A 25,486-nucleotide genomic window follows, 5' to 3' on the forward strand; every position below is an offset into this window, starting at 1 on the left:
GTCACAGATCCAGCAGGGTGAGGCCGGCAGTGAAGCCGGGGCCGAGCGCCAGCATCAGATGCGGCCCGGTCGCCCCGCTGCGCATCCGCCGGTCCAGCACGAACATCACGCTGGCGGCCGACATGTTGCCGCAGTCGCCCAGCGCTGCCCAGGACTCCTCCATACCGGCGATGGCGGGATCCAGCACCTCCGTCAGCGCCTGCAGGACCTTGGCGCCGCCGGTGTGGCAAATCACGCCGGCCAGATCGGCGCGGCTCATGCCGCGGCCGGTCAGGAAGCCGTCGATCACCGGGGGCAGCCTTTCGCGGATCAGGCGGGGGATGTCCTGGCTGAAGACGACGCCGAAGCCTTCGTCCTCGATGCGCCAGCCCATGATCCGCCGCGTGCCGGGCCAGGTGTGCTCGGCGCTGTCGATGACGCGTGGTCCGGGGGCGCCGTCACCGGCCGCCGGGGTCCGCAGGAGTGCGGCGGCGGCACCGTCGGCGAACAGGGCGCTGGCCACGACATTGGTGGCGGTGGCCTCTTCCGGCCGGTGCGACAGGGTGCACAGCTCCACCACCAGGAACAGGACGGTGCGGCCGGGCATGGCACGCGCCATCATGCCGGCCCGCGCCAGCCCCAGCGCTCCACCGGCGCAGCCCAGCCCGAAGACCGGCAGCCGCACCGTGTCGGGCCGAAAGCCCATGCGGTCGAGCAGCAGTGCTTCCAGGCTGGGGGTGGCGATGCCGGTGGTGGTGGCGCAAACGATGGCGTCAACGTCGGCGGGGCGCAGGCCGGCAGCGGACAGCGCCTTGCCCGCCGCCTCTTCCAACAGATCCAGCGCCACCCGTTCGAACACGGCGGCGCGCTCGCCCCAGCCATGCGGTTCCAGATACCAGTCAAGCGGGCAGGCGGCGTGGCGGGTGCGGATGCCGGTGTTGGCGAAGACGGGAGCCAGCCGGTCGAAATCGCGCAGGCGATGGGCGAACACCGATCGGGCGACCGTCAGAGTCTCCGCCTGTTCGAACCGGTGGGGCGGTAGCGCCGTTGCGACCGACAACAGCCGCGGATCGGGTGACATCCTGCCTCCTGCATGCTGCCGTCCGGTGGAACCACGGGCGGGGCGGTGATCCCGCCATATCAGACAACAGGAATATTGTGCGGCCGTTGCGCCGGCGCCCGCCTGCTCAAAAGTCTATCGACTTTCGGGCGCGCGGCCGCACCTGGGCAAGAATGATGTCAACCGATGGGCAACCCCTGGTAAATGGCCGCCGGCAAAAATCCGTCAATGGGCCATCGCCCGTTCCTCCGCGCCCGGCTTGTCGTGGATCGCCAGCCGGTCGACGATGGTTTCGCTGGCGGCATTCAGTCCGACCAGCCGCACCTCCACCCCGGCGCGGCGGAACTTCAGCACGACATTGTCGAGCGCCGCGACGCTGGAGATGTCCCAGATGTGGGCGCCGGACACGTCGATCACGACGGCGTCCAGTTTTTCCCGGACATCGAAGGCGGCGGAGAAATCATCGGCCGAGGCGAAGAACAGCTGTCCCTCCACCAGATAGGTCCGGGTGCGCCCGTCCTCCGACAGGGTGGAGGTGACGCGGAACAGCCGGGCGACCTTGCCGGCGAAGAAGATGCCGGACAGCAGCACGCCGATCAGCACGCCGACGGCAAGATTGTGGGTGAAGACCACGCCGACCACCGTCGCCAGCATGACCGCGCTGGAGCTGCGCGGGTGCGTCACCAGCGTTTGCAGCGACCGCCAGTTGAATGTGCCGACCGACACCATGATCATCACCGCCACCAGGGCGGCCATCGGGATCCGCTTCACCCAGTCGCCCAGCACGACGATCAGGAACAGCAGAAACAGCCCGGCACAGAAGGTCGACAGCCGGCCCCGGCCGCCCGACTTCACGTTGATGACCGACTGGCCGATCATCGCGCAGCCGGCCATGCCGCCGATGAAGCCGGAAACCATGTTGGCGACGCCCTGGCCGACGCATTCCCGGTTCTTGTCGCTGCCGGTGTCGGTCATGTCGTCGACGATTGCCGCGGTCATCAGCGATTCCAGCAGCCCGACCACGGCGATGCCGGCGGAATAGGGCAGGATGATGCGCAGCGTCTCCAGCGTCAGCGGAATGTCGGGCAGCAGGAAGACCGGCAGGGTGCTGGGCAGCTCCCCCATGTCGCCGACGGTGCGCACGTCGATGCCGAAGCCGATGGTGACCGCGGTCAGCACCAGGATGCTGACCAGCGCCGACGGCACCGCCTTCGTCAGGCGCGGCAGCAGGTAGATGATCGCCAGCCCGGCCGCGACCAGCGCATAGGTGACGCTTGGTACGCCGACCAATTCCGGCAACTGGGCCAGGAAGATCAGGATGGCGAGCGCGTTGACGAAGCCGGTCATCACCGATTTCGACACGAAGCGCATCAGCGCCCCCAGCCGCAGGAACCCGGCGCCGATCTGCAGCACGCCGGCCAGCACGGTGGCGGCCAGCAGATATTGCAGCCCGTGGTCCTTGACCAGCGTGACCATCAGCACCGCGGTGGCGGCCGTGGCGGCGGAGATCATGCCCGGCCGGCCACCGACGATGGCGATGGTCATGGCGATGGCGAAGGAGGCGTAAAGTCCGATCTTCGGATCGACGCCGGCGATGATGGAGAAGGCGATGGCCTCCGGAATCAGGGCGAGGGCGACGACGAGCCCGGACAGCAGGTCGCCGCGCGTGTTGCCGAACCACTCCTGACGGAGCCGTTGCAGATCGATGGTCATGGGTCTCGCAAGCTTGAAGCGCGCGATGGCGGCCGACGCCGCGATCCGGCATCGGGCCGGGCGGTGGGTCGCATCGCGGGAATTGGAATCGGAAGAATGGAATGGCTGCGAAGCGGCAATCGGCCCGGAAAAGGGCCGCCGGGCTTCAGGTCAATGCGGTGAGCAGGCCGTCAAGGCGGCGTGACGCGGTGCAGCATGGCTGCAGACGTAACAGATTGCCGCAGGCGCGGCAACCCTGCCGATCCTGGCTTGACGGAAAAGAGACGGGAATCGGAATGGGCGGCGCCCCTGCGAGCGCCGCCCCTTGACCCTGGGTACCGCACGCCTGTCGGTGCGAATATCCCTTCTCCCCCCTGAGGAGAAGGTTAGGATGAGGGAGGATCGGCGCAGCCGAAGATTATGCGACAGGCCTTCATGCCCTACGACGACAAGCGGTTGCGCATCCGCGTGCGGGGACGGGTGCAGGGTGTGGGATTCCGTCCGCATGTCCATGCGCTCGCCCGGCGTTTCGGCCTGACCGGCTGGGTTTTGAACGACCCGCAAGGCGTGCTGATCGAGGTGCAGGGCACCGCCGCCGCTGATCTCGTCACAGCGCTGACCGCTGAGGCGCCGCCACTGGCCCGCATCGATGCGGTGGAGTGCGAGACCATCGCCCCGCTTGCAAACGAAAACGAGGATTCCTTCACCATCCGCCACAGCGGGTCCGCGGGCGCCGTCGCCACCGGCATCGGGCCGGACGCCACGGTTTGTCCAGCCTGCCTCGCCGAACTGTTCGATCCGGCCGACCGCCGCTATCGCTACGCCTTTCTGAACTGCACCCATTGCGGCCCGCGCTATACCATCACGCGGCGGCTTCCCTATGACCGGCCGCAGACGGCGATGGCCGGCTTCCCGCTCTGCCCGGATTGCCTGTCGGAATACCAGAACCCGGCCGACCGCCGCTTCCACGCCCAGCCGATCGCCTGCCCGGCTTGCGGTCCCCGGCTGTCACACCCGCCGGAGGACATCCTCGCCGCCCTGCGGGATGGCAAAATCGTTGCCATCAAGGGGCTGGGCGGTTTCCACCTCGCCTGCGACGCAATGCGGGCGGATGCGGTCGAACGGCTGCGGCGGGTCAAGCAGCGCAACGGCAAGCCCTTCGCCCTGATGGTCGCCAATGCGATGTCCGCCGCCCGCCATGTCAGCATGGACGCCGAGGAACGCGCAATGCTGGAGGGCGTGGCGCGTCCCATCGTCCTGCTGCGGCGGCGGGAGGATGCTCCGGAACTGGCGCCCGACATCGCCCCCGGTCTGGCATGGCTGGGCGTGATGCTGCCCTACACGCCGCTGCATTACCTGCTGTTCCACGAGGCGGCCGGGCGGCCCGACGGCACCGGCTGGCTGGACGAGCCGCAGGACCTGACGCTGGTCATGACCTCCGCCAACCCCGGCGGCGAGCCGCTGGCCATCGGCAACGACGAGGCACGGGAGAGGCTGGACGGCATCGCCGACCTGATCGTCGATCATGACCGCGACATCGTCATCCGCGCCGACGACAGCGTGGTGCGCAAGCTGGCCGGCGCGCCCGCCTTCCTGCGCCGCGGCCGCGGCCATGTGCCGGAGCCGATCCGGCTGGCCCGCCCCGTGCCGCCGATCCTGGCGGTCGGCGGGCACCTGAAGGCGACCGTCTGCGTCACCCGCGGCGACGAAGCTTTCCTGTCCCAGCACATCGGCGACCTCGACAACGCCGCGACGCTGGACTTCCTTGAGGAGACCGTCGCCCATCTGCTGCACATCCTGGATGTGGAGCCGGTGGCGGTCGCCCATGACAAGCACCCGGATTTCCAGTCCACCCGCTTCGCCGAGCGTACTGGCCTGCCCGCCATCGCGGTCCAGCACCACCATGCCCATGTCGCCGCCGTGATGGCCGAACACCGGATCGAAGGGCCGGCGCTGGGCCTCGCGCTCGACGGGTTCGGGCTGGGCGAGGATGGCGGGTCATGGGGTGGGGAGATGCTGCTGGTCGAGGGCATACGGTCCGAACGGCTTGGCAGCCTCGCCCCGCTGGCCCAGCCCGGCGGCGACGTCGCGGCCCGCCAGCCCTGGCGGATGGCGGCATCCGCCCTGGTGCGCATGGGGCGTGCCGACGAGATCGTTCCCCGCTTCGCCGGCCATGGACCGGCCGAGGGCGTGCGGCGGATGATCGAGCGCGGCATCAACGCCCCACTGACCAGTTCCTGCGGGCGCTGGTTCGATGCCGCCTGCGGCTTGCTGGGCGTCCGCGCCGTGGCGGGCTTCGAAGGCGAGGCGCCGATGGCGCTGGAATCGCTTGTGCGCCGACCGCGCGTGGCGGACGGCGCCTGGCGGGTCGAGGAAGGCGAACTGGATCTGACGCCCCTGCTGGAGCGCCTGCTGACCGTGACCGACGCGGCGGAGGGGGCGGAACTGTTCCACGGCACGCTGGCGGCGGCATTGATCGACTGGACGCTGCCGGCACTGCGCGCCTGTGGCTTCCGCCGGGTGGTGCTGTCCGGCGGCTGCCTGATGAACGCGATGCTGGCGGAGGAACTTGTCACCGGCTTCCGCGCCGCCGGGGTGGAGGCGCTGCTGCCGAGGCTGGCGCCTGCCAATGACGGCGGGCTCAGCCTCGGTCAGGCATGGATCGCAGCGATGGCCCTTTAGCGAACCTCGCTTACCCCGCGCGCGCGGCCTTCTTCACCGGCCGCTCATGCTCCTCGTCCGCCGGGGCTTCGCTGTCCTTGAAGGTGCGGACGCCGCTGATCATGGTGGAGATGATCGACTGGCGGGACATGATGTCCTCGCGCACCGCGGCATAGACGTGGACGATCACAAACAGCAGGATCGCCCACATCCCCAGATGGTGCCAGGTGTGGACGTCCATGCTCTGGCCGAACAGCGGGATGACCCAGCCGAACAGCCGGTCCTGCCAGCTGCCCTGGCCGGCGCCCTCGCTGTAGAGCGCGAATCCGGTGACGATCATGAAGACGCTGCCGACCGCAATGGCCCAGAACATGGCGAACTGGGCCAGCGGGTTGTGGCCGACATACAGCTTCGGCTTGCGCTCCAGGAACAGGTACCAGCGGGCCTCCAGGAACAGCTCCCCCCACCAGTGGCGATCCCAGAAGGGAAAGCGGAACAGCTGCCGGGCATGGTGGTTGCCGGCGAAGGCCCAATAGAGCCGGCCGATGAAGCCGACGGCGAAGATGTAGGCCGCCGCGAAATGAGTGAAGCGGATGTAGCCCATCAGGAAATTGGCGCTGGCCTCGCCCGGCATGGTCGGCAGCGGGTTGGCGATCAGGTAGCCGGTGACCGACAGCACCATGATCGCCAGCGCGTTGACCCAGTGCCAGACCCGCACCGGCACTTCGTACACATAGATCGCCTTCAGGAAGCGTCCGGCCGCCGGAGCGGCCGTCCCTTCCTCGTCCGGTGTCGCGACCGGCTTCGCGTCGTCGAGAGGAGCCATGACGTAATCCTCTTCGGTTGCCGGTCAGCGCACGGTGACGCGGGCCAGTTCGGCGCCGTCCGGCGCCATCACGTGGGTGGAGCAGGCAAGGCACGGGTCGAAGCTGTGCAGGGTGCGCAGGATCTCCACCGGCTCGTCCGGGCGGGCCATCGGCGTGTTCAGCAGCGACGCCTCGAAGGCGCCGATGTTGCCCTTGGGATCGCGTGGGCTGCCGTTCCAGGTCGTCGGGACGACGCACTGGTAGTTGTCGATCTTGCCGTCCTTGATCTTGATCCAGTGGCCCAGGCCCCCGCGCGGCGCGGCGACGGTGCCGACCCCCTTGGCCTCCTTCGGCCAGGTCTTCGGGTCCCACTTCTCGACATTGGCGGTGGCGGTGTCGCCGGCCTTGATGTTGGCGATCAGGGCGTTCCAGTCGTCCATCATCATGGTGCAGCAGTACTGGCATTCCAGCGCGCGGGCCAGCGTGCGGCCGATGGTGGTCGGCAGCGCCTGCTGCGGCGTGAAGCTGGTGCCGGCCAGCTTGTTGAAGGCGCCCAGCGATTCGGTGATCTGGTCCTTCACGTAACCGACACCCTGGGCATAGGCCAGGATGTAGCGGGGCAGGGGACCGACCTCCACCGCATGGCCGCGCCAGCGCGGGGCCTTGATCCAGGAATACTTGGCGGCCTCGTCAAGCTCCTTGATGTCGGTGCGGGTGCCCTTGGTGTTGGCGCCCAGTTCGAACTTGGCCTCGGTCACGCCGTCCCACGGGTGCAGGCCCTTGCTCTCGTCCTCGTAGTGATACCAGCTGTGGGCGACGAACTCCTGCACCTGCGCCGGGTCGCGCGGGTCGATGGGATGGACCTCGTTCCAGTTGCCGTTCAGGATGACGCCGCCCGGCAGCTGGCAGGTCGAATGGTCGTACTGCACCTTCTCGTAGTCGCCGTAGTCCATCACGTTGGTCGCCGACAGCCCGCCGCCATAGAGCCAGTCCTTGTAGAAGCTGGCGATGGCGAGCACGTCCGGCAGATAGACGTTCTCGACGAAGGCCGTCGCCTCCTGGATGCGGGCGCGGATGAAGTTCAGCCGCTCCATGTTCAGCGGCGCACCCGACGATCCCGTTCCGTCCATGTTGATGGCGCAGGGAACGCCGCCGACCATGTAGTTCGGGTGCGGGTTCTTGCCGCCGAGGATGGTGTGGATCTTGACGATGTCCTTCTGGAGATCGAGCGCCTCCAGATAATGGGTCACCGCCATCAGGTCGGCTTCCGGCGACAGCTTGTAGGCCGGGTTGTCCCAATAGCCGTTCTTGAAGATGCCGAGCTGGCCGCTCTCGACGAACTTCTTCAGGCGGGTCTGAACGTCGCGGAAATAGCCGGGGCTGGACTTGGCGTGGCGCGGCGACACCGCCTGCTGGAGTGCGGAGGTCGCCTGCGGATCGGCCTTCAGCGCATTGACCGGGTTGACCCAGTCCAGCGCGTGCAGGTGATAGAAATGGACGATGTGGTCATGGACCTGCAGCGTCTTCGCCATGATCTCGCGGATCAGGTGGGCGTTCTTCGGGATGCGGATCTGAAGCGCATCCTCCACCGCGCGGACCGAGGTCAGCGCGTGGCAGCCGGTGCAGACGCCGCAGATGCGCTCCACGAACGCCCAGGCGTCGCGCGGGTCGCGGCCCTTCAGGATGACTTCGAGCCCACGCCACATCGTGCCGGTCGACACCGCGTTGCGGATGATGTTGTCGCTGTCGACATTCACCTCGCAGCGCATGTGGCCTTCGATACGGGTCACCGGATCGACGACGATGCGCTTGCCGCCATTGTCGAGCGAGAACCCGTTCGGGGTCTGGACGATGCCCATGGTCAGACGTCTCCCTTGTGCTGCGCGCGCTTCAGGGCGCTGACGGCCGCGTGGGCGGCGATGATGCTGCCGACGCCGACGGCGGCGGTGGTGCCGATCTCGTCGGCGTTGGCCTCGATCCCGAACTGGAGGATGTCGGACTGGCGGGCGTACCAGGACCCCTTGTCCCAGAAGCCGTCTTCCGAGCAGCCGATGCAGCCGTGGCCGGACTGGATGGGGAAGCTGGTGCCCTCGTTCCAGCGGACGGTGGAACAGGCGTTGTAGGTGGTCGGACCCTTGCAGCCGACCTTGTAGAGGCAATAGCCCTTGCGCGCGCCCTCGTCGTCGAAGGACTCCACGAACTGGCCGGCATCGAAATGCGGCCGGCGATAGCATTTGTCGTGGATGCGCTGGCTGTAGAACATCTTCGGCCGGCCCTGGCGGTCCAGTTCCGGAATGCGGTCGAAGGTCAGCATGTAGGTGATGACGCCGGTCATAACCTCGGCGATCGGCGGGCAGCCGGGGACCTTGATGATCGGCTTGTCGGTGATGACCTCATGCACCGGGGTGGCGCGGGTCGGATTCGGACGCGCCGCCTGGACGCAGCCGAAGGAGGCGCAGGAGCCCCAGGAGATGATCGCCTTTGCATCCTTGGCGACCTTGCGCAGCTGGTCGGTGAAGGGCTTGCCACCGACGATGCAGGACATGCCGTCCTGGTTCAGTGGCGGATTGCCCTCCACCGCCAGGATGTAGTTGCCCTTGTACTTCTCCATCACCTCGTCGAGGATCGCCTCGGCCTGATGACCGGCCGACGCCATCAGCGTGTCGTCGTAGTCCAGCGAGATCATCGACAGCACCACGTCCTTCACCAGCGGATGCGCCGAGCGGATGAAGGATTCGGAACAGCAGGTGCATTCCAGCCCGTGCAGCCACAGCACCGGCGTGCGCGGCTTGGTCTCCATGGCATGAACGATCTGCGGCACCAGTTCCGGCCCGAGGCCAAGCGCCGCGGCGGTCAGCGAGCAGTATTTCAGGAACGAACGGCGTGTGATCCCCTGCCGCCGCATCACCTCGTAGAAGGTTTCCAGCGTTGCCATCGGTTTGTTTTCTCCCGTCGGGCGGCACCGGCGTGCGAGGATCCGGTGCGCTTCTCCGCGGGCCATAGGCAACAATCGTGCCGTAGTACGAACATTGGGCAAACCAACGGTCACAAAGGGACAGGGGCCTCGACCGCTGGCAACTCCCCGGCCGAAACGGCGGCCGGGGTGGAAGGAGAGTTGCCGGTGGGGTCAGGCAGTCCGGCCGCTCTCTTCAGGCCGGCCGATCAGGCGGTGGATCGCGTAGCCAATCGCTATGCCGGCCGCATGCAGCCCGGCGGTGCTGGCGAGGAAGCCGGCGGCATAGCCCAGCGCCGCGGCGTCGGCCGGCATCTCCGCCCCATGGGCGAAACCGTGGAACAGGCCGAAGCCGGCGGCGAAGACAACGCCGATCAGGCCGTTGCGCGACATCGGCATGACGCACAGCAGGGCCAGCACGACGGTGGAGGCGTAGATGGTCGGCTCGACCAGCGGCAACTCCCCGCCGGTCAGCGCGAACAGGCCACCGGCCAGCATGGCGGCCAGGAACGCCCCCGGCACCGCCAGCACGGCGCGCCCGCCGATGGTCGCGCCATAGACGCCGACGGTGACCATGGCGATCAGGTGGTCCAGCCCGCCCAGCGGATGCGCGGCGCCGTCGAGGAAGCCGGCCCCGGCGAGATGGCCGGGATGGGCGAGAGCAGGTGTGGCGGCAAGCGCGATGGCCGCAGAGAGGACGGCAAGGCGAGTGATCTTCGACATATCGAACGGCTCCTCGGGGTTCTTGTGGTTTTGGTGATCGGAACATGCCCTCTCCCGCCCCGGGAGAGGGAGGGGCCCCACGGAGTGGGGGGGGTGAGGGGCATTCCGGACATGGATTTCCGATCCTTGTCGTACCCCTCACCCTTCCCACCGCTTCGCGGCGGGCCCCTTCCCTCTCCCGGGGCGGGAGTGGGAGGATACTAATGCCGCTGCGCCGGCCCGCGCTCGATGCCGTAGCGCTCCAGCTTGGCCCGCAGGCCCATGCGCGACAGGCCCAATTCGTCGGCGGCCTTGCTCTTGTTCCAGCGGCAGCGGACCAGCGTTTCCATCAGGATGCCCGCCTCCACCCGCTCGATTCGCGACTTCAGCGGTCCGCCCTGGCCGATCAGGTCGGGCGGAGGCAGCGGTCCATCCTCCGGCGAGGCCGGGCGGGCGTTCAGCGCCGCGCCGCGCAGCACATGGTCGGACAGCAGGTCGGCACCCAGAATGTCGCCCTCGCACAGCACCAGCATGCGCATGATCTCGTTCTGCAACTCGCGCACGTTGCCGGGCCAGCCATAGGATTCCAGGCAGGCCATCGTGTCGGGAGCGAAGCCGGCAACAGGCTTGCCATGGGCGGCGGACAGCCGGTCGAGGATGTGGCGCGCTAGCACGGGGATGTCGTCCGGCCGGTCACGCAGCGGCGGCATGGTCAGCGTCATGGTGCTGAGCCGGTAATAGAGATCTTCGCGGAAGCGGCCGGCCTTCACCTCGGCGGTCAGGTCGCGGTGGGTGGCGGCGACGACGCGGACATCGACCCGCCGCGTCTCGTTGGAGCCGACCGGCCGGATCTCGCCCTCCTGCAGGAAGCGCAGAAGCCGGACCTGGAAGGCCGGGCTGATGTCGCCGATCTCGTCCAGGAAGATGGTGCCGCCGTCCGCCTGCTCCAGCAGGCCGACACGATTGGTGTGGGCACCGGTGAAGGCGCCTTTCTTGTGACCGAACAGTTCGCTTTCCAGCAGTTCGTCCGGAATGGCGCCGCAATTCTCGCAGTAGAAGGGCTGGTCGGAGCGCGGGCTGCCGTAATGGATGGCGCGGGCCAGCAGTTCCTTGCCGGTGCCGGTCTCGCCCAGCACCAGGACGGGCACGTTGAAGCCGGCCACCCGCTCCGCCTGCCGGCAGACCTCCTCAACCGGGCTGCCCTCGGCACGGATCAGGCCGTCGAAGCGGTAGGACTGGCGCACCCGCTCCCGCTTGGTCGCCACGCGGGTTTCGGCCAGCGGCGGCAGCAGCTTCAACTCACTGGTCAGCCGGTCATGCTCGCGCTGGAGCTGATAGAGCTTTGCAGCGTTGCGGGCGGTCAGCAGCAGATGGTCGGGGTGCCAGGGCTTGGTGATGAACTGGTGGATGCCGGCGGTGTTGATGGCGCCGATGATGTCCTCGGGGTCGATGTAGCCGGTGATGACGATGCGCACCACGTCGGGCCAGCGTTCGCGCACCTGGGTCAGGAATTCCACGCCGCTGACATCCGGCATCCGCTGGTCGGAGAAGACCACCTGGATCCATTCGGATTCCAGCAGGCGCAGGGCGTCTTCCGCCGACAGGGCGGTGAAGACCTCGAATTCCTCGTCCAGCAGGCGGGCGATGACCTCGACGGAGCGCGGCTCGTCATCCACCACCAGGATGCCGGGGCGGGCGGGATCGGTCATCGCACGGACTCCTTCTTCATTCGACCCGCCTCATTCGACCTCGAGATCCTTGATCGTCATCTCGGTGCCGCCATTGGGATGCAGCCTGCTGCCGCCGCAGTTTGGGCAGGGCGACAGCCGGTCGTCCAGATCCACCGTGTCGTTGCAGTCGAAGCACCAGCCGCGGCCCGGCACCTCCAGCACCACCAGTTCCGCCCCGTCGGCCAGCGATCCCCGCGTCACCACGTCGAAGCCGAAGCGCAACGCCTCCACCTCCACCCCGGCGAAGCGGCCGATCTCCAGCCGGACCTTTGTCACACGGCTGAAGCCGTTCGTCCGCCCGGCCTCCTCCATCGCCTGGAGCAGGCTTTCGCAGAGCGCCATCTCATGCATCGGCGGCCTCTGCGGACCCCATGCCGAGCAGCGCTCGCCGGGACGGGCGCACCGGCTCGTTTGGGGCTGGAGCGGGCTCAGGCGGCGGTGCCAGTTCTTCTTCCCGCCGGCGGCGGATCTCGGCGGTCTGGGCACCGTCTTCGCGGATGGAGGGGTCGAAGAGGGAAACCAGAGCCGCCGAGGCCGTTTCGGTCGCCTGCAGCATGGAGGCGAACTCGAACATCGGCGAGAACAGGGAGCAGGCCTTGTAGGCGCCGACGCCCTTGCGGTTGGCATGCACGAATTCGTAGCGGCCGGACGGGAACTCGATCAGTTCCTTGGCGCCCGGCACCAACCCCGACCAGTCGTCGCCGTCTCCCGGCAGCAGGATGATGTTGAGGAACCAGGGCGTCACCAGCGCGCCGAGCCAGCGCTCGCCATGGCGGCGGAAGCCGACGGCCTTCACCGACAGCGCGTCGTTGACGATGGGCAGGCCGCGCATCTGCGCGGTGTGGATCTCGCGGAAGGCTGCTTCCAGCCGGGCGATGGTCTCGGTCGGCAGGGCAGGGCCGGTCGCCGGCGTTGCGACCACTGGCAGGGCGGAGGTTTCCATTGCCACCGGCTCGCCGTCCAGGGCCATGAACTGGTCGCGGGCACCGTCGCAGACCGGGCAGCGCCAATGGTCGGGCAGGGCGGCGAAGCCCGTGCCGGGCGGCACCTGCCAGTGTTCGCAGCCCTCCGCCGGATTATAGACATGCCAGCAGATCTTGCATTCCATCCGGGTGGCCGCGCCGATGCGCGTGGCGTCGCCGAGATAGGACCCTTCGAAGCGGGAGGCGGCGGCGGTCATCGCACCCTCTCCAGATCGGTCGCCAGCGCGTCGAGGATCTCGGCCAGCCGTTCGGCGCTGTCGGCGATGTCCTCCGCCGCGGCGCAGACCACCGCTGGCACGTCGACGATCTCCACCGTGTCGAGGATCAGCGTGTCGACCGAGTTGTAATAGCGCACCCACCAGACATTCGGCGTCGCGGTGGCGGTGACGCGGCAATTGCCGTAGCCGCGCGACAGGATGGTGGTGGCGCCGACACCCAGCCGCTGCTCGATGAAGGCCAGATCCTCCGGCGTGTGGGGAAGCAGGCTGAAATTGACCGCGTGGGGGCCATCGCCGCGGCGCCATGCGGCACTGCGGTCCAGCAACTCGGTCAGGATCGGCTGGCCGTTCATCAGCCCGGCCGGCGCCGGCCCGGTCGCGACCGTGGCGACGGCGGTGAAGGCGCGGTTCAGCGCCACCCGCGGGAAGGCGCCGACCAGCAGGCTTTCACGCACGGGCCCGTCACCGAAGCCACGCACGCGCCAGACGCCGGCCAGCGACGCCTCCTGAATCTCCAGCCGATCGCCGGCCCGTTGCACCATGACCGCGACTTCGCCCTCGCCCAGCGCCTCGTCGACCAGGGCCAGGACGGGTGCGTCGAGGTCATCGACCGGAATGCGGATTTCCTCGCCGACGGTCCAGTTGGCCAGCGCCTCGTGGATGCGGGTCAGCACGGCGCGGGCGGCGGCGGCGCGGGCGGGGTCGGCGACTTCCGGCAAATGCGGTTCGTAGACGCGCATGCCCGACGGCATCGGCAAATATTCCAGCCCTTCCTCGGTCGCGTCGGGCTGGCTACCGGGGCCGAAGCCGACCGGCGGATGGGTCATGCCGAACAGGGAGCTCATGCCGCACCGCCTTCCGAAGCGCCTTCCAGAATCTCGCCGATCCGCTGCAGATAATCGTCCCAATCGCGCACGCGGGGGATGCTGCCCAGCAACCGGTCGCCGCGCAGGAAGACCAGGGCCGGAAGGCTCATCATGCCGGTCAGCGCCAGGATCGCCCGCTCCGCCGCCTCGCCTGCCACCGCCGGCGTCAGGCGAGGCTGCAGAGCGCGAACCAATTCCGGCAGGATGACGGCGACATCGGCGGTCTCGGCATTGCCCTTGCCGTGGCCGGGCAGGAAGACCACCCAATCCTTTGTCGGATGGCCCAGCCAGGGTTGGTCGTCGGCATGGTCGAGCCGCAGATAGCCATGGACGTCGGTCAGCAGATCGACCAGCGGGGGCAGGGGCAGCCGCGGCTTGGCAAGCGGCGGGGCAAGGTCGGTCATGGGCGTCAGGCCTCCGTCAGGCCGGCCGCGCGGGCCGCCTCCAGGTGGGGGGGAAGGGTCGGTTCGCGGTGGGTCAGGTCGGCGAAGGCGCTGTCGAGACGTTCCCCATCCAGCGCCGCGGCCATCGCCGCCAGCGCGTCGAGGATCTGCGCGGCCTCGTCCGGTTCCAGCAGGCGGCGCGCCGCACCGAGGAAGCCGAGCACCCAGTCGCCGGGACCGGCTTCGGGGACCAGCGACAGGTCGATGAGCGACCCGTCCTCCGTCCGGCCGGCGATGCCATCGACAGTGGTCAGCCGCAGGGGAATGCCGATGCACATGGTCGGGCGCTCCGCTCAGGTCTCGGGAGCGGACAGCGCCGCCAGAATGCGGGAATCGCCGATACGGCAGGCCTCATCGGCACTCGGGCGCCCGCCCTCATAGGCATCGCGGGCGATGGCCGGGGCGGCAATGTCGGCGGCGGCGTCACGGGGCGTGCCCTCCATGCCGAACTCGTCGCGCAGAAGGGTCAGGATGACCTCGATGGTCGGGGCGACCTGCGCGGCGACGGTGTCGGTCAGACCGCCGCCGTAATCCTCCAGGCATTCCGGCTGGACGCCGACCAGGATCAGCTTTTGCGGGCAGCGTCCGAGGAGCATTGCGCTGGCCAGCACCTCCTGAAAGCCGGTCTGGTGCAGGCTCATCTTCTTGGCGCCGAGGAAGGCCGGCACGTCGTCGCCATGGAACACCCGGCGGGTGCCGGGCGGCAGGCCATAGTCGATGGCGTCGACCACGATCAGCGCGTCGGCATTTTCCAGATGCGGCAGCAGGTACAGACCCTGGGTTCCGCCATCCATCAGGGTAACGCTGTCGGAAAAGCGCCAATCGGCCGCCAGACGCTCCACCGTGCGGACACCGAAGCCCTCGTCGGCCCACAGGATGTTGCCGATGCCCAGCACCAGGATACGCGCTGCCCCGCGACCGCTTTCGTCCCCCGCCAAATCCATTCCCGTGCCCCGGCATTTGTCCGATGGAGCGGCGCCCTGCCGCCGAACCGTCGTTCGTACAAGTTCCATGCCAGGACGGGCGATTCGTTTAATGCATTGATCAGATTGGATATTCCTGGATTCACCGCTCGACATAGCAGCGATTGTGGACATCAACATTACAGCACGCATGAAAAGTGGCAACTAACTTGCCGCTATGGCTGAACGCTTGCCGATCAAATATGCCGCGGCAGTTTCGCGGATCGCTGTATCAGTTCCCGTTCGGTAACATGCTTCATGTGTCCAGGCAGGTCGGTGACGGTCCCGATCAATGGACCCGCGACATAGGATGCACCGGCCTCTTCCGCGGCGCGCAACAGCGAGGCGGTTCGGATTCCATCGACGAAGAAGATCATTCCGTGTCGTCGCACCTGTGTACCGAAGCTGTGGATTCGGGCGGCGGCTCGTGTATCGGATTCTCCCGGATGCACAATCAACCCCAATCCGCGAACTCCAGCTTGGGCGAAGGTCGCGAAATTGGGCACGCCGTCGTCGAACAGCACGAGAACCGCCCGCGAATACGGTTTCAGAACTGCCGTTATCTCGGCAATTCTGCTGTGAGGGACGCCGGACGGGACACCTTGCAGAACGAATACGATGAATGGGATCAAATGGAAGGGAATTGAATGACAAGCCGAAATGTAATCGCGTCGGTATCGGCCGATCGACAAGGTTGAGAAGTTAACCGTCATGTTCTGTATGTATCGGAAATTATTCCGATAAAGATCGTCATAGATTTCCATTGACTGATTTATAATATTAACATCGCTCATGAAGCGATACTCTTCTCCAGCGATATCATCGTATGGGATCGCGCCCAAAATCCGCTTCGTATCATCATCTGCGTGGCAGACATAGGTGGACAGAACCTTGTGAGATGCGTCGAACACCGGCCGGAAACAGATTCCGGGTTGAAACACTTCTGCGTGCTGTGAGGTGGCGGCGCCGGTCGAAACTTCGTCGGTGGAATCAGCCGGAGCGGGTTGGTGCGATGAAATGCCCTGCTGCATGGCCTTCGCAATCAACTGATCGAGCGAAGCGGTTTCGACAGTGAGGGTGCCGTCGATTTCGGCGACGATACTGCGGACGATGATCCGACTGGAATCGCTGCTTCCAAGCATGATTCGGTGAAGTTCCGCAACGATCCGGCCACAGACGAGTTCAGCGGACTGCCGATCCAATGTAGCGAATATGACGAGATAATTTTCTTCATCTGCTCGCAACCAGACGTCCGATGGAGGCAAATGGCGGTCGAGCAGGCGTTCCGTTTGCTCATGGACACGCGCCTTGACGCTGTTCCAACGTTCTCCCATTTCGCTGCGCAGGGAGGTGAGGCCGATCAACTGTATCGCTCCTGCGGTGCAACGGCCATTTCCAGCAAGGATTTTCCGCAACAAAGTTTTTTTGTCGCTAGGAATGGCGATGGCATCCTCAGTCGTTACGTCCAGATCGTCGAGAGAGTTGGCAATCATTTCGGACGTCTCCTCTTTCAGAAATCCGGATTAGTTATCCGGCACCTCGGAGTTATGGGATTATTAAAAATACCTTTCCTCAGATAATTAAATAAAAACTGCCATGGCTAAAAATTTTTCTCAACCAAATCTTAAGCTAATTATAATGGAAACTCTTTAAAAAATCTGAGATGTAGCGGATAGGTGAAAACCTGTACTTTCGCTTTCTCCCATTCCTTTCCAGAGCCAATGAGAAATTTTAAATTCCGAGGAGGTCGCCGCCGCCGTTCATTGTTCGTGAAACGCGAACGGTAAATCCAGGATCCGGATATTTATCTGAGTCGATTCGAGGCATAAAAAACACTCCATCGAACCATGTTGCTCATGGATGGAGGTTCAGATGGCCCCGTTGGTCTCATTGTTGATGTTTATCTGCGTCATGTCTTATGCGGCGTTCATCGCATCGTAACCACGAACGGCTTTGGCATTCGCCGCAAGCCGGCTCAATGCACCGTACAGACCATGCAGGGGTCGAAGGACCGGACGATATGCTGCACCGACAGCGGCGTGCGCTCTCCCTGCTGCACGGGCGCACCGACCAGGGCCTGCTCCAGCGGACCGGGCACCCCGTCAAGGTCGCGCGGTGAAAAGTTCCAGGTGGTGGGGGCGATGATCTGGTAGCCGGCGATGCGCCCGCGCTCCACCCTCAACCAGTGTCCCAACGCTCCCCTCGCCGCTTCCGTCAATCCCACCGCTTGAGCACTGTCCGGCATCTCGGAAGCCACGCACCAGGGGGCGGCCGGATCGATGGCGCGCAGCCAGCCTTCCATCGCGTCGGTGGTGCGGGCCAGTTCCAGCAGGCGGGCGACCACGCGACTGCGCACCGATCCTCCATCCTGCGCCACCAGCGCCCGGATCAGCGGGTGCCCGTCCATCAGCTGCCGGGCAATCGCGCCGGTCTCGTACGGCAGGCCGGCCAGCCGCGGCGCCTTGCACCAGCTGTAACCCGTTTCGTCCATTCCATCCGGCACGGTCGAGCCGGCGAAAGGCGGGTGAGGGCGGTCCTGCCCGGCCATGCGGCTGAAGCGGTGATGTTCGGCCACCTGGGCCGGATCGAAGGGAGCGTCCTGCCCATCGGCAAAGGTGCCGCGGCGGTAGAGATGCCCGCCGTCGGCATCGGGATAGGCGCCGTGGCTGAGGAAGCGACCATAAGCGCGGCCGAGATGCGCGAGATCCAGATCCTCGGCGATCTCCAGGAACAGGCGGAAGTCGCCGACGGGACCGGACAGCCGCCAGCGCTCCAGATCCTCCGGTGCGGCGAGCGCCAGCACGCGCTCCAGCGGCGCGCCGAACAGGCTGTCTTCCAGGAAGCGGCGGAAGCTTCGGACGGTGGCGAGAAGGCGCACGCGGTCGCGCGCATCCACCGCCCGCGTGACGCCGCCGGGTTGGAGCGTCAGCGTGTGCGGCCACTTGCCGCCCAGGATGCCCAGCACATGGAACAGTTCCGCCCGCGCTGCGGCGGCGGCGCGCACGGCACTGCCCTGCGCGGCCTTGAAGCGAGTCTCCGCCCGTTCGAACCAGGGGCGCCCTTCATAGGCGGGCCGGGCGAAGTCGGGCATGAAGAACAGGTGGAAATGGGTCAGATGGTCGGCGACATTCTCGGTCGCCGTCATCAGGTTGGTGGCGAGCACGCCGTTGCGCGGCATCTCCAGCCCCATCACCCCGGCCAGCGCCAGTACCGCCGCATGGCTTTGCGAGACGGAGCAGATGCCGCAGATGCGCGGCGCCACCACCAGCGCGTCCATCGGGTCGCGCCCCTCCAGAATTCGCTCGAATCCACGGAAAAGCGGCGAATTCACATAGGCAGCAGAAACACTTGTACCGGTTACCTCAAGTCTGACTTCAAGATCGCCTTCTACACGATTGAAAGGTCCGACGATCAGGCGGCGCTTGGGTTCTTCGCTCACCGGGTCAGCCTTTCCGGGTGGGGCGGACGGTGGGGGCGACGACGATGCGGTCGGCGGCGGCGTTGCGGCGCACCCGCTCCGGCGTCGCCGCCTTGGCGAGCGAGGCAAGCGCCACGAACCATGCCTTGGGCATATCGGTGGGCAGGCCGATGGGAATGCCGGCGAATTTCGGCGTCTGCTGGAACGGGTGCCCCGGCTCCTCGAACTCCGGCGCGGTGCAGTTGATGCAGGCATAGCCGCCTCGGGTACAGGACCCCTCGCCGTTCCACAGACGGGTGTTGCAGTCCGCATGTGCCTGGGTGCCGAGGCAGCCCATATGCTCCATCAGGCAGCCGAGATCGGACGGTTTTTCGGCGCTGGCCTTGTACTCATAATACTCGTTGCGCGGGCAGCCATGGTGGACCAGATGGTCGGCGTAGAAGCGCGGGCGCTGGTAGACGTCCAGATCGGCGGTGGCAAGCGCATCCTCGGCCAGCAGCATCAGCGTCTCGGTCACCCAGTTGGGATGGGTCGGGCAACCGGCGACATTGACCACCGGCAGGCCGCCGCGCGCCCGGAACTCCGCCCCCAGGGCGCCGCCGCGTTGCGTGCCCTCATACTGCAGGCCGCAGGCGTCGGCGATGTTCTCGCCCCCCGCGGTGATGCCGCCGAAGGCCGCACAGGTGCCGACGGCGAGCACGGTTCTGGCCATGGCGGCCAGATCGCGCGCCCAGTCGATGGTCGGCCGCCCGGTGCCCGCCAGCACATGGAAGCGCCCGGTGCAGTTCGGTCCGCGCAGCAGCGATCCCTCAACGCACAACACGTCCAGCGGCTCGGCCCCCGACAGGATGCGCTCGAACAGGTCCACCGCTTCTGCCCCGCTTTCCTCCGACAGGCTCGGGTGCCAGAGCAGACGGATGCCGGCGGTCTCCAGCAGCGTCAGCAGATCCGGGGATTCGGCACAGAGCAGCGACATGGTGCAGCCGCCGCAGCCACCCGATTGCAGCCAAAGCACCGACAGCGGACGCTCTCTCATCGTGAGGCTCCTTCGCGGCCGTTGGCCAGGCCTCCGGCGGCCGGCAGGGTCAGGGTGAACAGGGCCCCGCCATCGGGATGGTTCGCGGCGGCCAGATCGCCGTCATGGTCGCGCACCAGCTGGTAGCTGATCGACAGGCCGAGCCCGGTGCCCTTGCCGACCGGCTTGGTGGTGAAGAAGGGGTCGAAAACGCGGCCCACGATCCCGTCGGGAATGCCGTGGCCGGTGTCGCGGATGGTGACGACGACCGTTCCCGCCTCCTCCCGGCCATGCAGTTCCAGCCGCTTGACCACCGCGCCGGCCATGGCGTCGATGGCGTTCTGGACCAGATTCATGGCGACCTGATGCAGGTGACCGGGATGGCCGGCGATGTCCAGCGTGTCGGGCAGGTCGAAGACGACCGTCAGGTCCGGCATCTGCGCCTTGGCGACCCAGGTGACGGCGGAGCGTAGAAGCCCTGTTAGATCAAAGCGTTCCGAGGCGTGCTTCTGTTCCGACGAGAAACGGCGAAGCTCCGCCACGATGTCGCGCACCCGCTCCGTCCCTTCCAGCATGCCGTCCAGGGTCGCCGCGGCGTCGGCGCGGGCGCGGTCGATGCGAAGCTCCTTGCGCAGGGACGCCAGTTCGGCAGGGGCGGTACCCTCATGGACGCGGTCGAGATAGGCGGTCATGCGGTCGACATAGCGGCGCATGGCGTGGGCATTGCCATAGACGAAGGAGATCGGGTTGTTCAGCTCATGGGCCACGCCGGCGACCAATCGGCCGAGCGACGCCATCTTTTCAGAATGGACGAGCTGCTGCTGGGTCTGCTTCAGCCCTTCATGGGCGGCGGCGAGGTCGCGATAGGCGCGCCGCAACTCGCCCACCGGCCGACCGACCAGAACCAGCCCGATGGCGTGGCCGCGCTGGTCGTAGCGCACCGTGCTGTTGACCGCGATGGGGAAGGGGCCGGCCGGCCCGCGCAGGGACAGTTCCACATCGCTGACCTCCTCGCGCTGAAGGGCGGCGCTGCACAGGCGGACGAAGTCGGGATGGAAGGCGGGGTCGAGGAAATCGCGCAATGGCCGCCCGGTCAACTCGCGCCCGGCACAGCCCAACGCCCGTTCGGCCGCCGGGTTGGTCTGCTCGATCCGGCCGTCGCGGTCGCAGGCGATCAGAACGTCGGTCATGGAGCCGAGGACGCTGGCGATGAAGGCCTGCGCCTCCTCCAGCTCGGCATTCTTGCGTTCCAGTTCCACCTGCTGCGTCACGAGATTGGCATAGGTCTCGTCCATCTTCCGGATCACCTCGATCCAGGCGCTCTCGGCGTCGGCATCGGGCGTCATGCCGGGCATGGAAAATGGCTGCGACAGCGGGGCGGTCATGGCGGGCAGACTAGCACGCCGCAACCGTCATGGTGTGGACGATTTCAGGCCGACCAGATCGACCACAGGCCGGCAAGGCCGCTCAGCACCAGCACATAGAGCGCGAAGTCGAACAGCGGCGCGTGCCAGACCCAGCCATAGGCGCCGATGGCGCGCAGACCCCGGCGCAGCAGCGCCGATACCGCCCAGGCCACCACGGCCAGGATCAGCAGCGGCGGCAGGAACAGGCCGTAGACGTCGATTTCACCGATCATGCGCGTGCCCTTTCCTGATGCAGCGGCTCAAGGGTCGATGGGAGGGCCTCAAGGGCTGCGTCCGGGAACAGGGCGCGCCGCAGGGCGGCCAGCGCCACCACCGCGCGGTCCCGCTCGGCGCAGGGCGGGGCGGCGTCGATGGCCGACAGCAGGTCGTCCATGCTGTCAAGAAGCCCGGCCGGCGCCGGGTCGGGCCGCTTGGCGGACAGGGCGCGGAAATGATCGGTGACACCACGCAGCAGACGCTCCAGAGCCGCCCCGCCGGCCACCCCCAGAACCGGGCGTGCCCGCTGAAGCTCGACCACGTTCAGCCCGACCCGCAGGTCGCGCACCGCGTCGATGGCGTCGACATCCACCGTTCCGCCCGCCTGTGCCAGCCGGGCCGACAGCAGCCCGACACGGTCCAGCATGCGGCTTTCGAAGCCGTCATTCGCCGGAACCCCGCGCATCCGCGCCAGATCGGCGATCTCGCGCCATCCGATGTGGAGCAGGCGCCGCGCGCTCCAGGCCGCGCCGACCGACCGGCACATGCGGGTGACCAGCATCGCGGTGACGATGCCGACGATCTGCCCGGTGCTGCTGTTCAGGAAAGAGGCGAAATCGCCATTGCCGGTGTCGAGCAGGCTGAGCGAACCGCCGACGCCGAAGATCAGCGCCATCGCCTTGCCCATCGTCGCCGGCCGGGCGACGAAGACGCCCAGCGTCACCAGCGTCGGCGCCAGGCACAGCACCAGCATGGGGAAGCTGTCGAAGGATGGCAGCACCACCAGCAGATAGAAAGCCGACAGCGGAATGGAGGCCAGCGTGTAGACCAGGAACAGGCGGATGCCCGGCACCGGATCGTCGAAGGACGCGAAGAAGCAGGTAAAGACCGCCACCATCATCGCCGCCGCCGACCCCGACGACCAGCCGGTCAGGATCCAGAAGGCGCAAACGGTGGTGATGCCCAACAGGGCCGCCGCCGCCGACCATGCCGCCATGCCGTGGTCCAGATGGAAGACGCCGCGCGAGCGCTTGCGGGCCAGCGGGTCGAGATGGTCGGGCAGGTCCTGGTCGCCGGTCGCGATGTGCGCCCGCAGGGTCCGGCAGTCACGGTGGATCTCCACCAGCGACCGCAGGCGCCGGATGAAGCTGAAGCGTGTCGCCGCCTGCCAGCCGGCCGAAGCGCGCCCCGCCTCATCCGCCTCCAGCCGGTCGAGCCAGCCGATCAGCCGCCCGGCCTCCTCCGGGTCGGCATCGGCGCCGGCAGCGATCCAGCCGCGCGTCGCCGCCAGAACCGGCGCCATGTCGGCCGGCAGATCGCCATGCGGGCCACGCAACGCGATCAGCCGGTCCTGCACCGCGGTCAGCACCGGCAGCAGATAGACCATCCGGTCCTGCAACGCCCGCATCGGCCGGGTCATCCAGCGCAGGTCGGAGGTGTCGTAAGGCAAGTGGGTGGTCATCACCCGCATTTCGGTCAGGTCGGTCGCCATCTTGTGGCGGTCGCGCAGGCGGGCGTCCATTCCGGCGCCGTCCAAAGCGTCCAATGTCCAGCGCTCCGCATCGCGCAGGGCGGCATCGAGCTTGCCGAGCAGCACCGGCCCCATACCGCGGGGCAGGATCACGCTGTGGATGACGGTGGCACAGACTATGCCGAGGATGATCTCCTCCACCCGCGCCAATCCGGTATCGAAGATCGCCTCCGGATTGGAGACGGCCGGGAAGACGATCAGCCCGACGGTGTATCCCGCCAGCATGAAGGCGTAGCTGCGCGGCGTGCGGTCCAGCAGCGAGACGAACAGGCAGCCGCCGACCCAAAGCCCGACCACCAGCGACAGCAGTTCCGGCGCATTGACCAGTTCCACCGTCAGGACGATGGCGGCGATGCTGCCGACCACCGTGCCGGCGACACGATAGACGGCCTTCGACCGCACGGTGCCCGACAGCGGGCTCGACACCACATAAGCGGTCAGCATCGCCCAGAAGGGACGCGGCAGACCCATGCCGAAGGCGATGTAGAGCGCCAGCATGGAGGCCGCGAAGGACTTCAGCGAAAAGACCAGCTCGTCGAGGGTGGGGGCCTTGGGCATCGGCGTGCGCTCACTGCCCGGCCGGCAGCTGGGCGACCTTCGGCGTGCCGTCGGGCGCGCCCACCACCGACACCGTCGCGGTGCGCCCGGCAACCAGCTGAAGCGATTCGGGCACCTCGTCCAGGGCGATGCGCACGGGGATGCGCTGGGCCAGCCGCACCCAGTTGAAGGTCGGGTTGACGTTGGCGACCAGACCGGTGCCCTCCGCCCGGTCGCGGTCGACGATGGCGCGGGTGATGCTGTCGACCCGGCCGTGCAGTTCGGTGCCCACACCCATGATCCGGACAGAGACGGGAGCGCCGACATGGATGCGCGGCAGCTTCGTCTCTTCGAAATAGCCCATCACATAGAAGGAATGGCTGTCGATCAGCGCCACCACCGCCTGCCCGGCGGCGACGTAATTGCCTGCCTTCATCTGCAGGTTGGTGACATAGCCGTCGACGGTCGCCCTCACCTCCGTGCGCCCGAGGTTGAAGCGGGCGAGATCGAGTGCGGCCTCAGCCTGCTTTGCGGCGGCGGCGGCCTTGGCCATCGCCGACATCACCTCCTGGCGCTGAGCGGTGGAGACGACGTTGTTGCCAAGCTGCTCGTACCGGTGCGCCTCGGCGGTGCGATAGGCCAATTCGGCCTTGGCGCTGTCGAGGTTGGCCTGCGCCTGCTCCTCCGCCAGCCGATAGCGGCCGGGATCGACGACGAACAGCACCTCGCCCTTGTGGACCAGCTGGTTGTCGGACACCCGCACGTCGGTCACCAGACCGGCGACGTCGGAGGAGATCTGGACGATGTCGGCGCGGACGCGGCCGTCACGGGTCCAGGGCTCGTTCATGTAGTAATCCCACAGCCACAGTCCGCCGCCGACCGCCGCCACGGTCACCAGCAGGGTCACTGCGATCCGGGCCATGGCCCGGAAGGAAGGAAGAAATGTCACGGTCTGGATTCCTCGATCACCGCGGGCGATGCGACCGGAGGCGCAGCGCGGCCGGTCCCGGCCGTGGCGCTGCTCCGGTAACGCTCCGCGGTCAAGTCTGTTCACGCTTGGCATTGGCCTCGATGACGGAAAGCACGCGATAGCAGGCCTCGACGTCGGCCTCCGTCGTTTCTGCCATCAACCGCTGGCGGACGTCGTTCAAAGCCTCGTTCACCTGAACCAGCAGAAGACGGCCTGCGTCGGTCATATGCAGGGTCTTCGCCCGGCGGTCGCAGGCATCCTCGCGCCGTTCAAGCAGCCCAGCCGTTTCCAGCCCGTCGAGCAGACGGACGAGCGACGGGCCTTCCACCGCCATCTCTTCCGCCAGTTCGCGCTGCCGCAGCCCGTCGCCGAGTTCGGCCAGCAGCATCAGCGGCGCAATGGCCGAGGTGGAAAACCCGCTGTCCGCCAGGACCTTGTTTGCCGCCCGCCGCCACAAATGGGAGGCGCGGAACAGGTGCAGGCCGAAATTGGGCGGAAGGCGCAGAGGCTTATCTTGTAGCATCCCTATTTAATAGGTTTGCTATCTAATTTCGGCAAGGGGGCAGGGTGCGCCTGCGGTCCCGCTTGCCGCATGGCTGGATTGCTGCGTTGCGGAAGGAGAAGGATGGGCCATTTGTCGCGCGGTTGTATGCAGGCGTGGGCTTTCGCCTCTCCGTCGGCTGCGCTAGCGTCACGCCGGAATACCGTGCTGGGGACCGGTTGGCGTGAAGGACTTTTTGGAGGGAGATGCGTCCGGCGTGATCGTGGTCGCCAAGCTGCCGCTTGATATACAGACGCATCTGAAGGCGAAGACGACGCGCGTGCTTCTCTCATCCGACACCCGCGATTCCCATGAGAAGCATCGATGGACAAGTGAAGACTTCGATCATCTTCAAGAAATTCTAGATAGAGGAGAGGTTCGGACCGACCGCGATAAACATGTTGTAGTTGCTCATCTCCATGGAGTATGGCGCTGTGCCATTCTCAAGGTGACCAGCAATCTGAATGAGGTCTACCTTTCGTCCTTGCACCGAATGCGCAAGAAGCAGGTGATTGACTTCCCCATAAAGGGAAGCTTGGTCAGGCAAGCGTTGAAACTCTGAAGGGACAGGGAGTTGACCTGGGAGCGAAGCACCCCAGCGGACCCGAAGGCTACCCGGTATCGCAACAATTCACGTCAACGCCCTGCGGAATACAGTAGCGCCTTGTGAGACTTGGATCAAGCCGACCTCAACCGTCCGGACAAGCAATTTCCATAACGAAAGTTATGCGTCTAAGCGGTGCCCGCAAAGTAGGAATGTCAGTGCCGGTGCCGCGAAACTTCCCCCGCCACCGCCC

Annotated in this window: 24 protein-coding genes; 3 read left to right on the forward strand and 21 right to left on the reverse strand. The window is 66.8% G+C overall.

Features of this window, described 5'->3' with window-relative positions; genetic code table 11:
• Position 1 precedes the first annotated feature (1 nt).
• Both PWS46_RS22870 and PWS46_RS22875 read right to left on the reverse strand, forming a co-directional pair.
• Positions 2-1,060, reverse strand: coding sequence for a type III polyketide synthase (locus PWS46_RS22870; protein ID WP_434623154.1), 1,059 nt, complete (start codon positions 1,058-1,060; stop codon positions 2-4).
• Positions 1,061-1,264: 204 nt separating this feature from the next.
• Entirely contained in the window at positions 1,265-2,752 is a 1,488-nt protein-coding gene (locus PWS46_RS22875) for a SulP family inorganic anion transporter (protein ID WP_434623155.1), read from the reverse strand.
• Positions 2,753-2,777: 25 nt separating this feature from the next.
• On the opposite strand from PWS46_RS22875, the gene PWS46_RS22880 reads away from it, so the two are divergent.
• Positions 2,778-2,936: a hypothetical protein gene (locus PWS46_RS22880; protein WP_434623156.1), complete on the forward strand. Its 159-nt coding sequence runs from the start codon at positions 2,778-2,780 to the stop codon at positions 2,934-2,936.
• Positions 2,937-3,151: 215 nt separating this feature from the next.
• The gene (hypF, locus tag PWS46_RS22885) at positions 3,152-5,413 is read left to right on the forward strand and encodes a carbamoyltransferase HypF (RefSeq protein ID WP_434623157.1); all 2,262 of its coding nucleotides are present in this window, start codon (positions 3,152-3,154) and stop codon (positions 5,411-5,413) included.
• 10 nt (positions 5,414-5,423) lie between these two features.
• On the opposite strand, the gene cybH is transcribed toward hypF, so the two are convergent.
• The 19 genes from cybH to PWS46_RS22980 all read right to left on the reverse strand — a co-directional run bounded on the left by cybH (position 5,424) and on the right by PWS46_RS22980 (position 24,671).
• Positions 5,424-6,218 carry a Ni/Fe-hydrogenase, b-type cytochrome subunit gene (cybH, locus tag PWS46_RS22890; RefSeq protein ID WP_434623158.1) on the reverse strand — a complete coding sequence of 265 codons (795 nt, stop codon included), beginning with the start codon at positions 6,216-6,218 and terminating at the stop codon, positions 5,424-5,426.
• Positions 6,219-6,242: 24 nt separating this feature from the next.
• The gene (locus tag PWS46_RS22895) at positions 6,243-8,057 is read right to left on the reverse strand and encodes a nickel-dependent hydrogenase large subunit (protein WP_434623159.1); all 1,815 of its coding nucleotides are present in this window, start codon (positions 8,055-8,057) and stop codon (positions 6,243-6,245) included.
• A 2-nt stretch (positions 8,058-8,059) separates the two neighbouring features.
• Positions 8,060-9,133: a hydrogenase small subunit gene (locus PWS46_RS22900; RefSeq protein ID WP_434623160.1), complete on the reverse strand. Its 1,074-nt coding sequence runs from the start codon at positions 9,131-9,133 to the stop codon at positions 8,060-8,062.
• Positions 9,134-9,325: 192 nt separating this feature from the next.
• On the reverse strand, positions 9,326-9,874 hold the full coding sequence (locus PWS46_RS22905) for a HupE/UreJ family protein (protein WP_434623161.1): 549 nt from the start codon (positions 9,872-9,874) through the stop codon (positions 9,326-9,328).
• Between the two features lie 200 nt (positions 9,875-10,074).
• The gene (locus PWS46_RS22910) at positions 10,075-11,562 is read right to left on the reverse strand and encodes a sigma-54-dependent transcriptional regulator (RefSeq protein ID WP_434623162.1); all 1,488 of its coding nucleotides are present in this window, start codon (positions 11,560-11,562) and stop codon (positions 10,075-10,077) included.
• Positions 11,563-11,592: 30 nt separating this feature from the next.
• A complete protein-coding gene (gene hypA, locus PWS46_RS22915) occupies positions 11,593-11,934 on the reverse strand; it encodes a hydrogenase maturation nickel metallochaperone HypA (RefSeq protein WP_434623163.1) in 342 nt (113 codons plus the stop codon).
• Complete coding sequence (locus tag PWS46_RS22920) at positions 11,927-12,763, reverse strand: [NiFe]-hydrogenase assembly chaperone HybE (RefSeq protein WP_434623164.1); 837 nt, start codon at positions 12,761-12,763, stop codon at positions 11,927-11,929. The genes hypA and PWS46_RS22920 overlap by 8 nt, the downstream gene beginning before the upstream one ends.
• Entirely contained in the window at positions 12,760-13,629 is an 870-nt protein-coding gene (locus PWS46_RS22925) for a hydrogenase expression/formation protein (protein WP_434623165.1), read from the reverse strand. Before PWS46_RS22925 ends, PWS46_RS22920 begins: the two co-directional genes overlap by 4 nt.
• The gene (locus tag PWS46_RS22930; RefSeq protein WP_434623166.1) at positions 13,626-14,054 is read right to left on the reverse strand and encodes a hydrogenase; all 429 of its coding nucleotides are present in this window, start codon (positions 14,052-14,054) and stop codon (positions 13,626-13,628) included. Before PWS46_RS22930 ends, PWS46_RS22925 begins: the two co-directional genes overlap by 4 nt.
• A 5-nt stretch (positions 14,055-14,059) precedes the next feature.
• Positions 14,060-14,371: a HypC/HybG/HupF family hydrogenase formation chaperone gene (locus PWS46_RS22935; protein ID WP_434623167.1), complete on the reverse strand. Its 312-nt coding sequence runs from the start codon at positions 14,369-14,371 to the stop codon at positions 14,060-14,062.
• A gap of 15 nt (positions 14,372-14,386) precedes the next feature.
• Positions 14,387-15,037 carry a HyaD/HybD family hydrogenase maturation endopeptidase gene (locus PWS46_RS22940; RefSeq protein ID WP_434623168.1) on the reverse strand — a complete coding sequence of 217 codons (651 nt, stop codon included), beginning with the start codon at positions 15,035-15,037 and terminating at the stop codon, positions 14,387-14,389.
• A 215-nt stretch (positions 15,038-15,252) separates the two neighbouring features.
• Positions 15,253-16,548 carry a hypothetical protein gene (locus tag PWS46_RS22945; RefSeq protein WP_434623169.1) on the reverse strand — a complete coding sequence of 432 codons (1,296 nt, stop codon included), beginning with the start codon at positions 16,546-16,548 and terminating at the stop codon, positions 15,253-15,255.
• A 482-nt stretch (positions 16,549-17,030) separates the two neighbouring features.
• Positions 17,031-18,494, reverse strand: a complete 1,464-nt coding sequence (locus PWS46_RS22950; protein WP_434623170.1) for a nickel-dependent hydrogenase large subunit — start codon at positions 18,492-18,494, stop codon at positions 17,031-17,033.
• A gap of 4 nt (positions 18,495-18,498) precedes the next feature.
• The gene (locus PWS46_RS22955; RefSeq protein ID WP_434623171.1) at positions 18,499-19,509 is read right to left on the reverse strand and encodes a HupU protein; all 1,011 of its coding nucleotides are present in this window, start codon (positions 19,507-19,509) and stop codon (positions 18,499-18,501) included.
• Positions 19,506-20,873, reverse strand: a complete 1,368-nt coding sequence (locus PWS46_RS22960; RefSeq protein WP_434623172.1) for an ATP-binding protein — start codon at positions 20,871-20,873, stop codon at positions 19,506-19,508. Before PWS46_RS22960 ends, PWS46_RS22955 begins: the two co-directional genes overlap by 4 nt.
• 44 nt (positions 20,874-20,917) lie before the next feature.
• Entirely contained in the window at positions 20,918-21,127 is a 210-nt protein-coding gene (locus PWS46_RS22965) for a DUF1656 domain-containing protein (protein WP_109151982.1), read from the reverse strand.
• Complete coding sequence (locus tag PWS46_RS22970; protein WP_434623173.1) at positions 21,124-23,199, reverse strand: FUSC family protein; 2,076 nt, start codon at positions 23,197-23,199, stop codon at positions 21,124-21,126. Before PWS46_RS22970 ends, PWS46_RS22965 begins: the two co-directional genes overlap by 4 nt.
• 10 nt (positions 23,200-23,209) lie before the next feature.
• Complete coding sequence (locus tag PWS46_RS22975) at positions 23,210-24,127, reverse strand: efflux RND transporter periplasmic adaptor subunit (protein ID WP_434623174.1); 918 nt, start codon at positions 24,125-24,127, stop codon at positions 23,210-23,212.
• Between the two features lie 91 nt (positions 24,128-24,218).
• A complete protein-coding gene (locus PWS46_RS22980; protein ID WP_434623175.1) occupies positions 24,219-24,671 on the reverse strand; it encodes a MarR family winged helix-turn-helix transcriptional regulator in 453 nt (150 codons plus the stop codon).
• Positions 24,672-24,873: 202 nt separating this feature from the next.
• Here PWS46_RS22980 and PWS46_RS22985 point away from each other — a divergent pair, with 202 nt between their 5' ends.
• On the forward strand, positions 24,874-25,251 hold the full coding sequence (locus PWS46_RS22985; protein WP_434623176.1) for a hypothetical protein: 378 nt from the start codon (positions 24,874-24,876) through the stop codon (positions 25,249-25,251).
• Positions 25,252-25,486 lie beyond the last annotated feature (235 nt).

The sequence above is a fragment of the Azospirillum sp. B2RO_4 genome, from assembly GCF_051124815.1.
Lineage (GTDB): Bacteria > Pseudomonadota > Alphaproteobacteria > Azospirillales > Azospirillaceae > Azospirillum.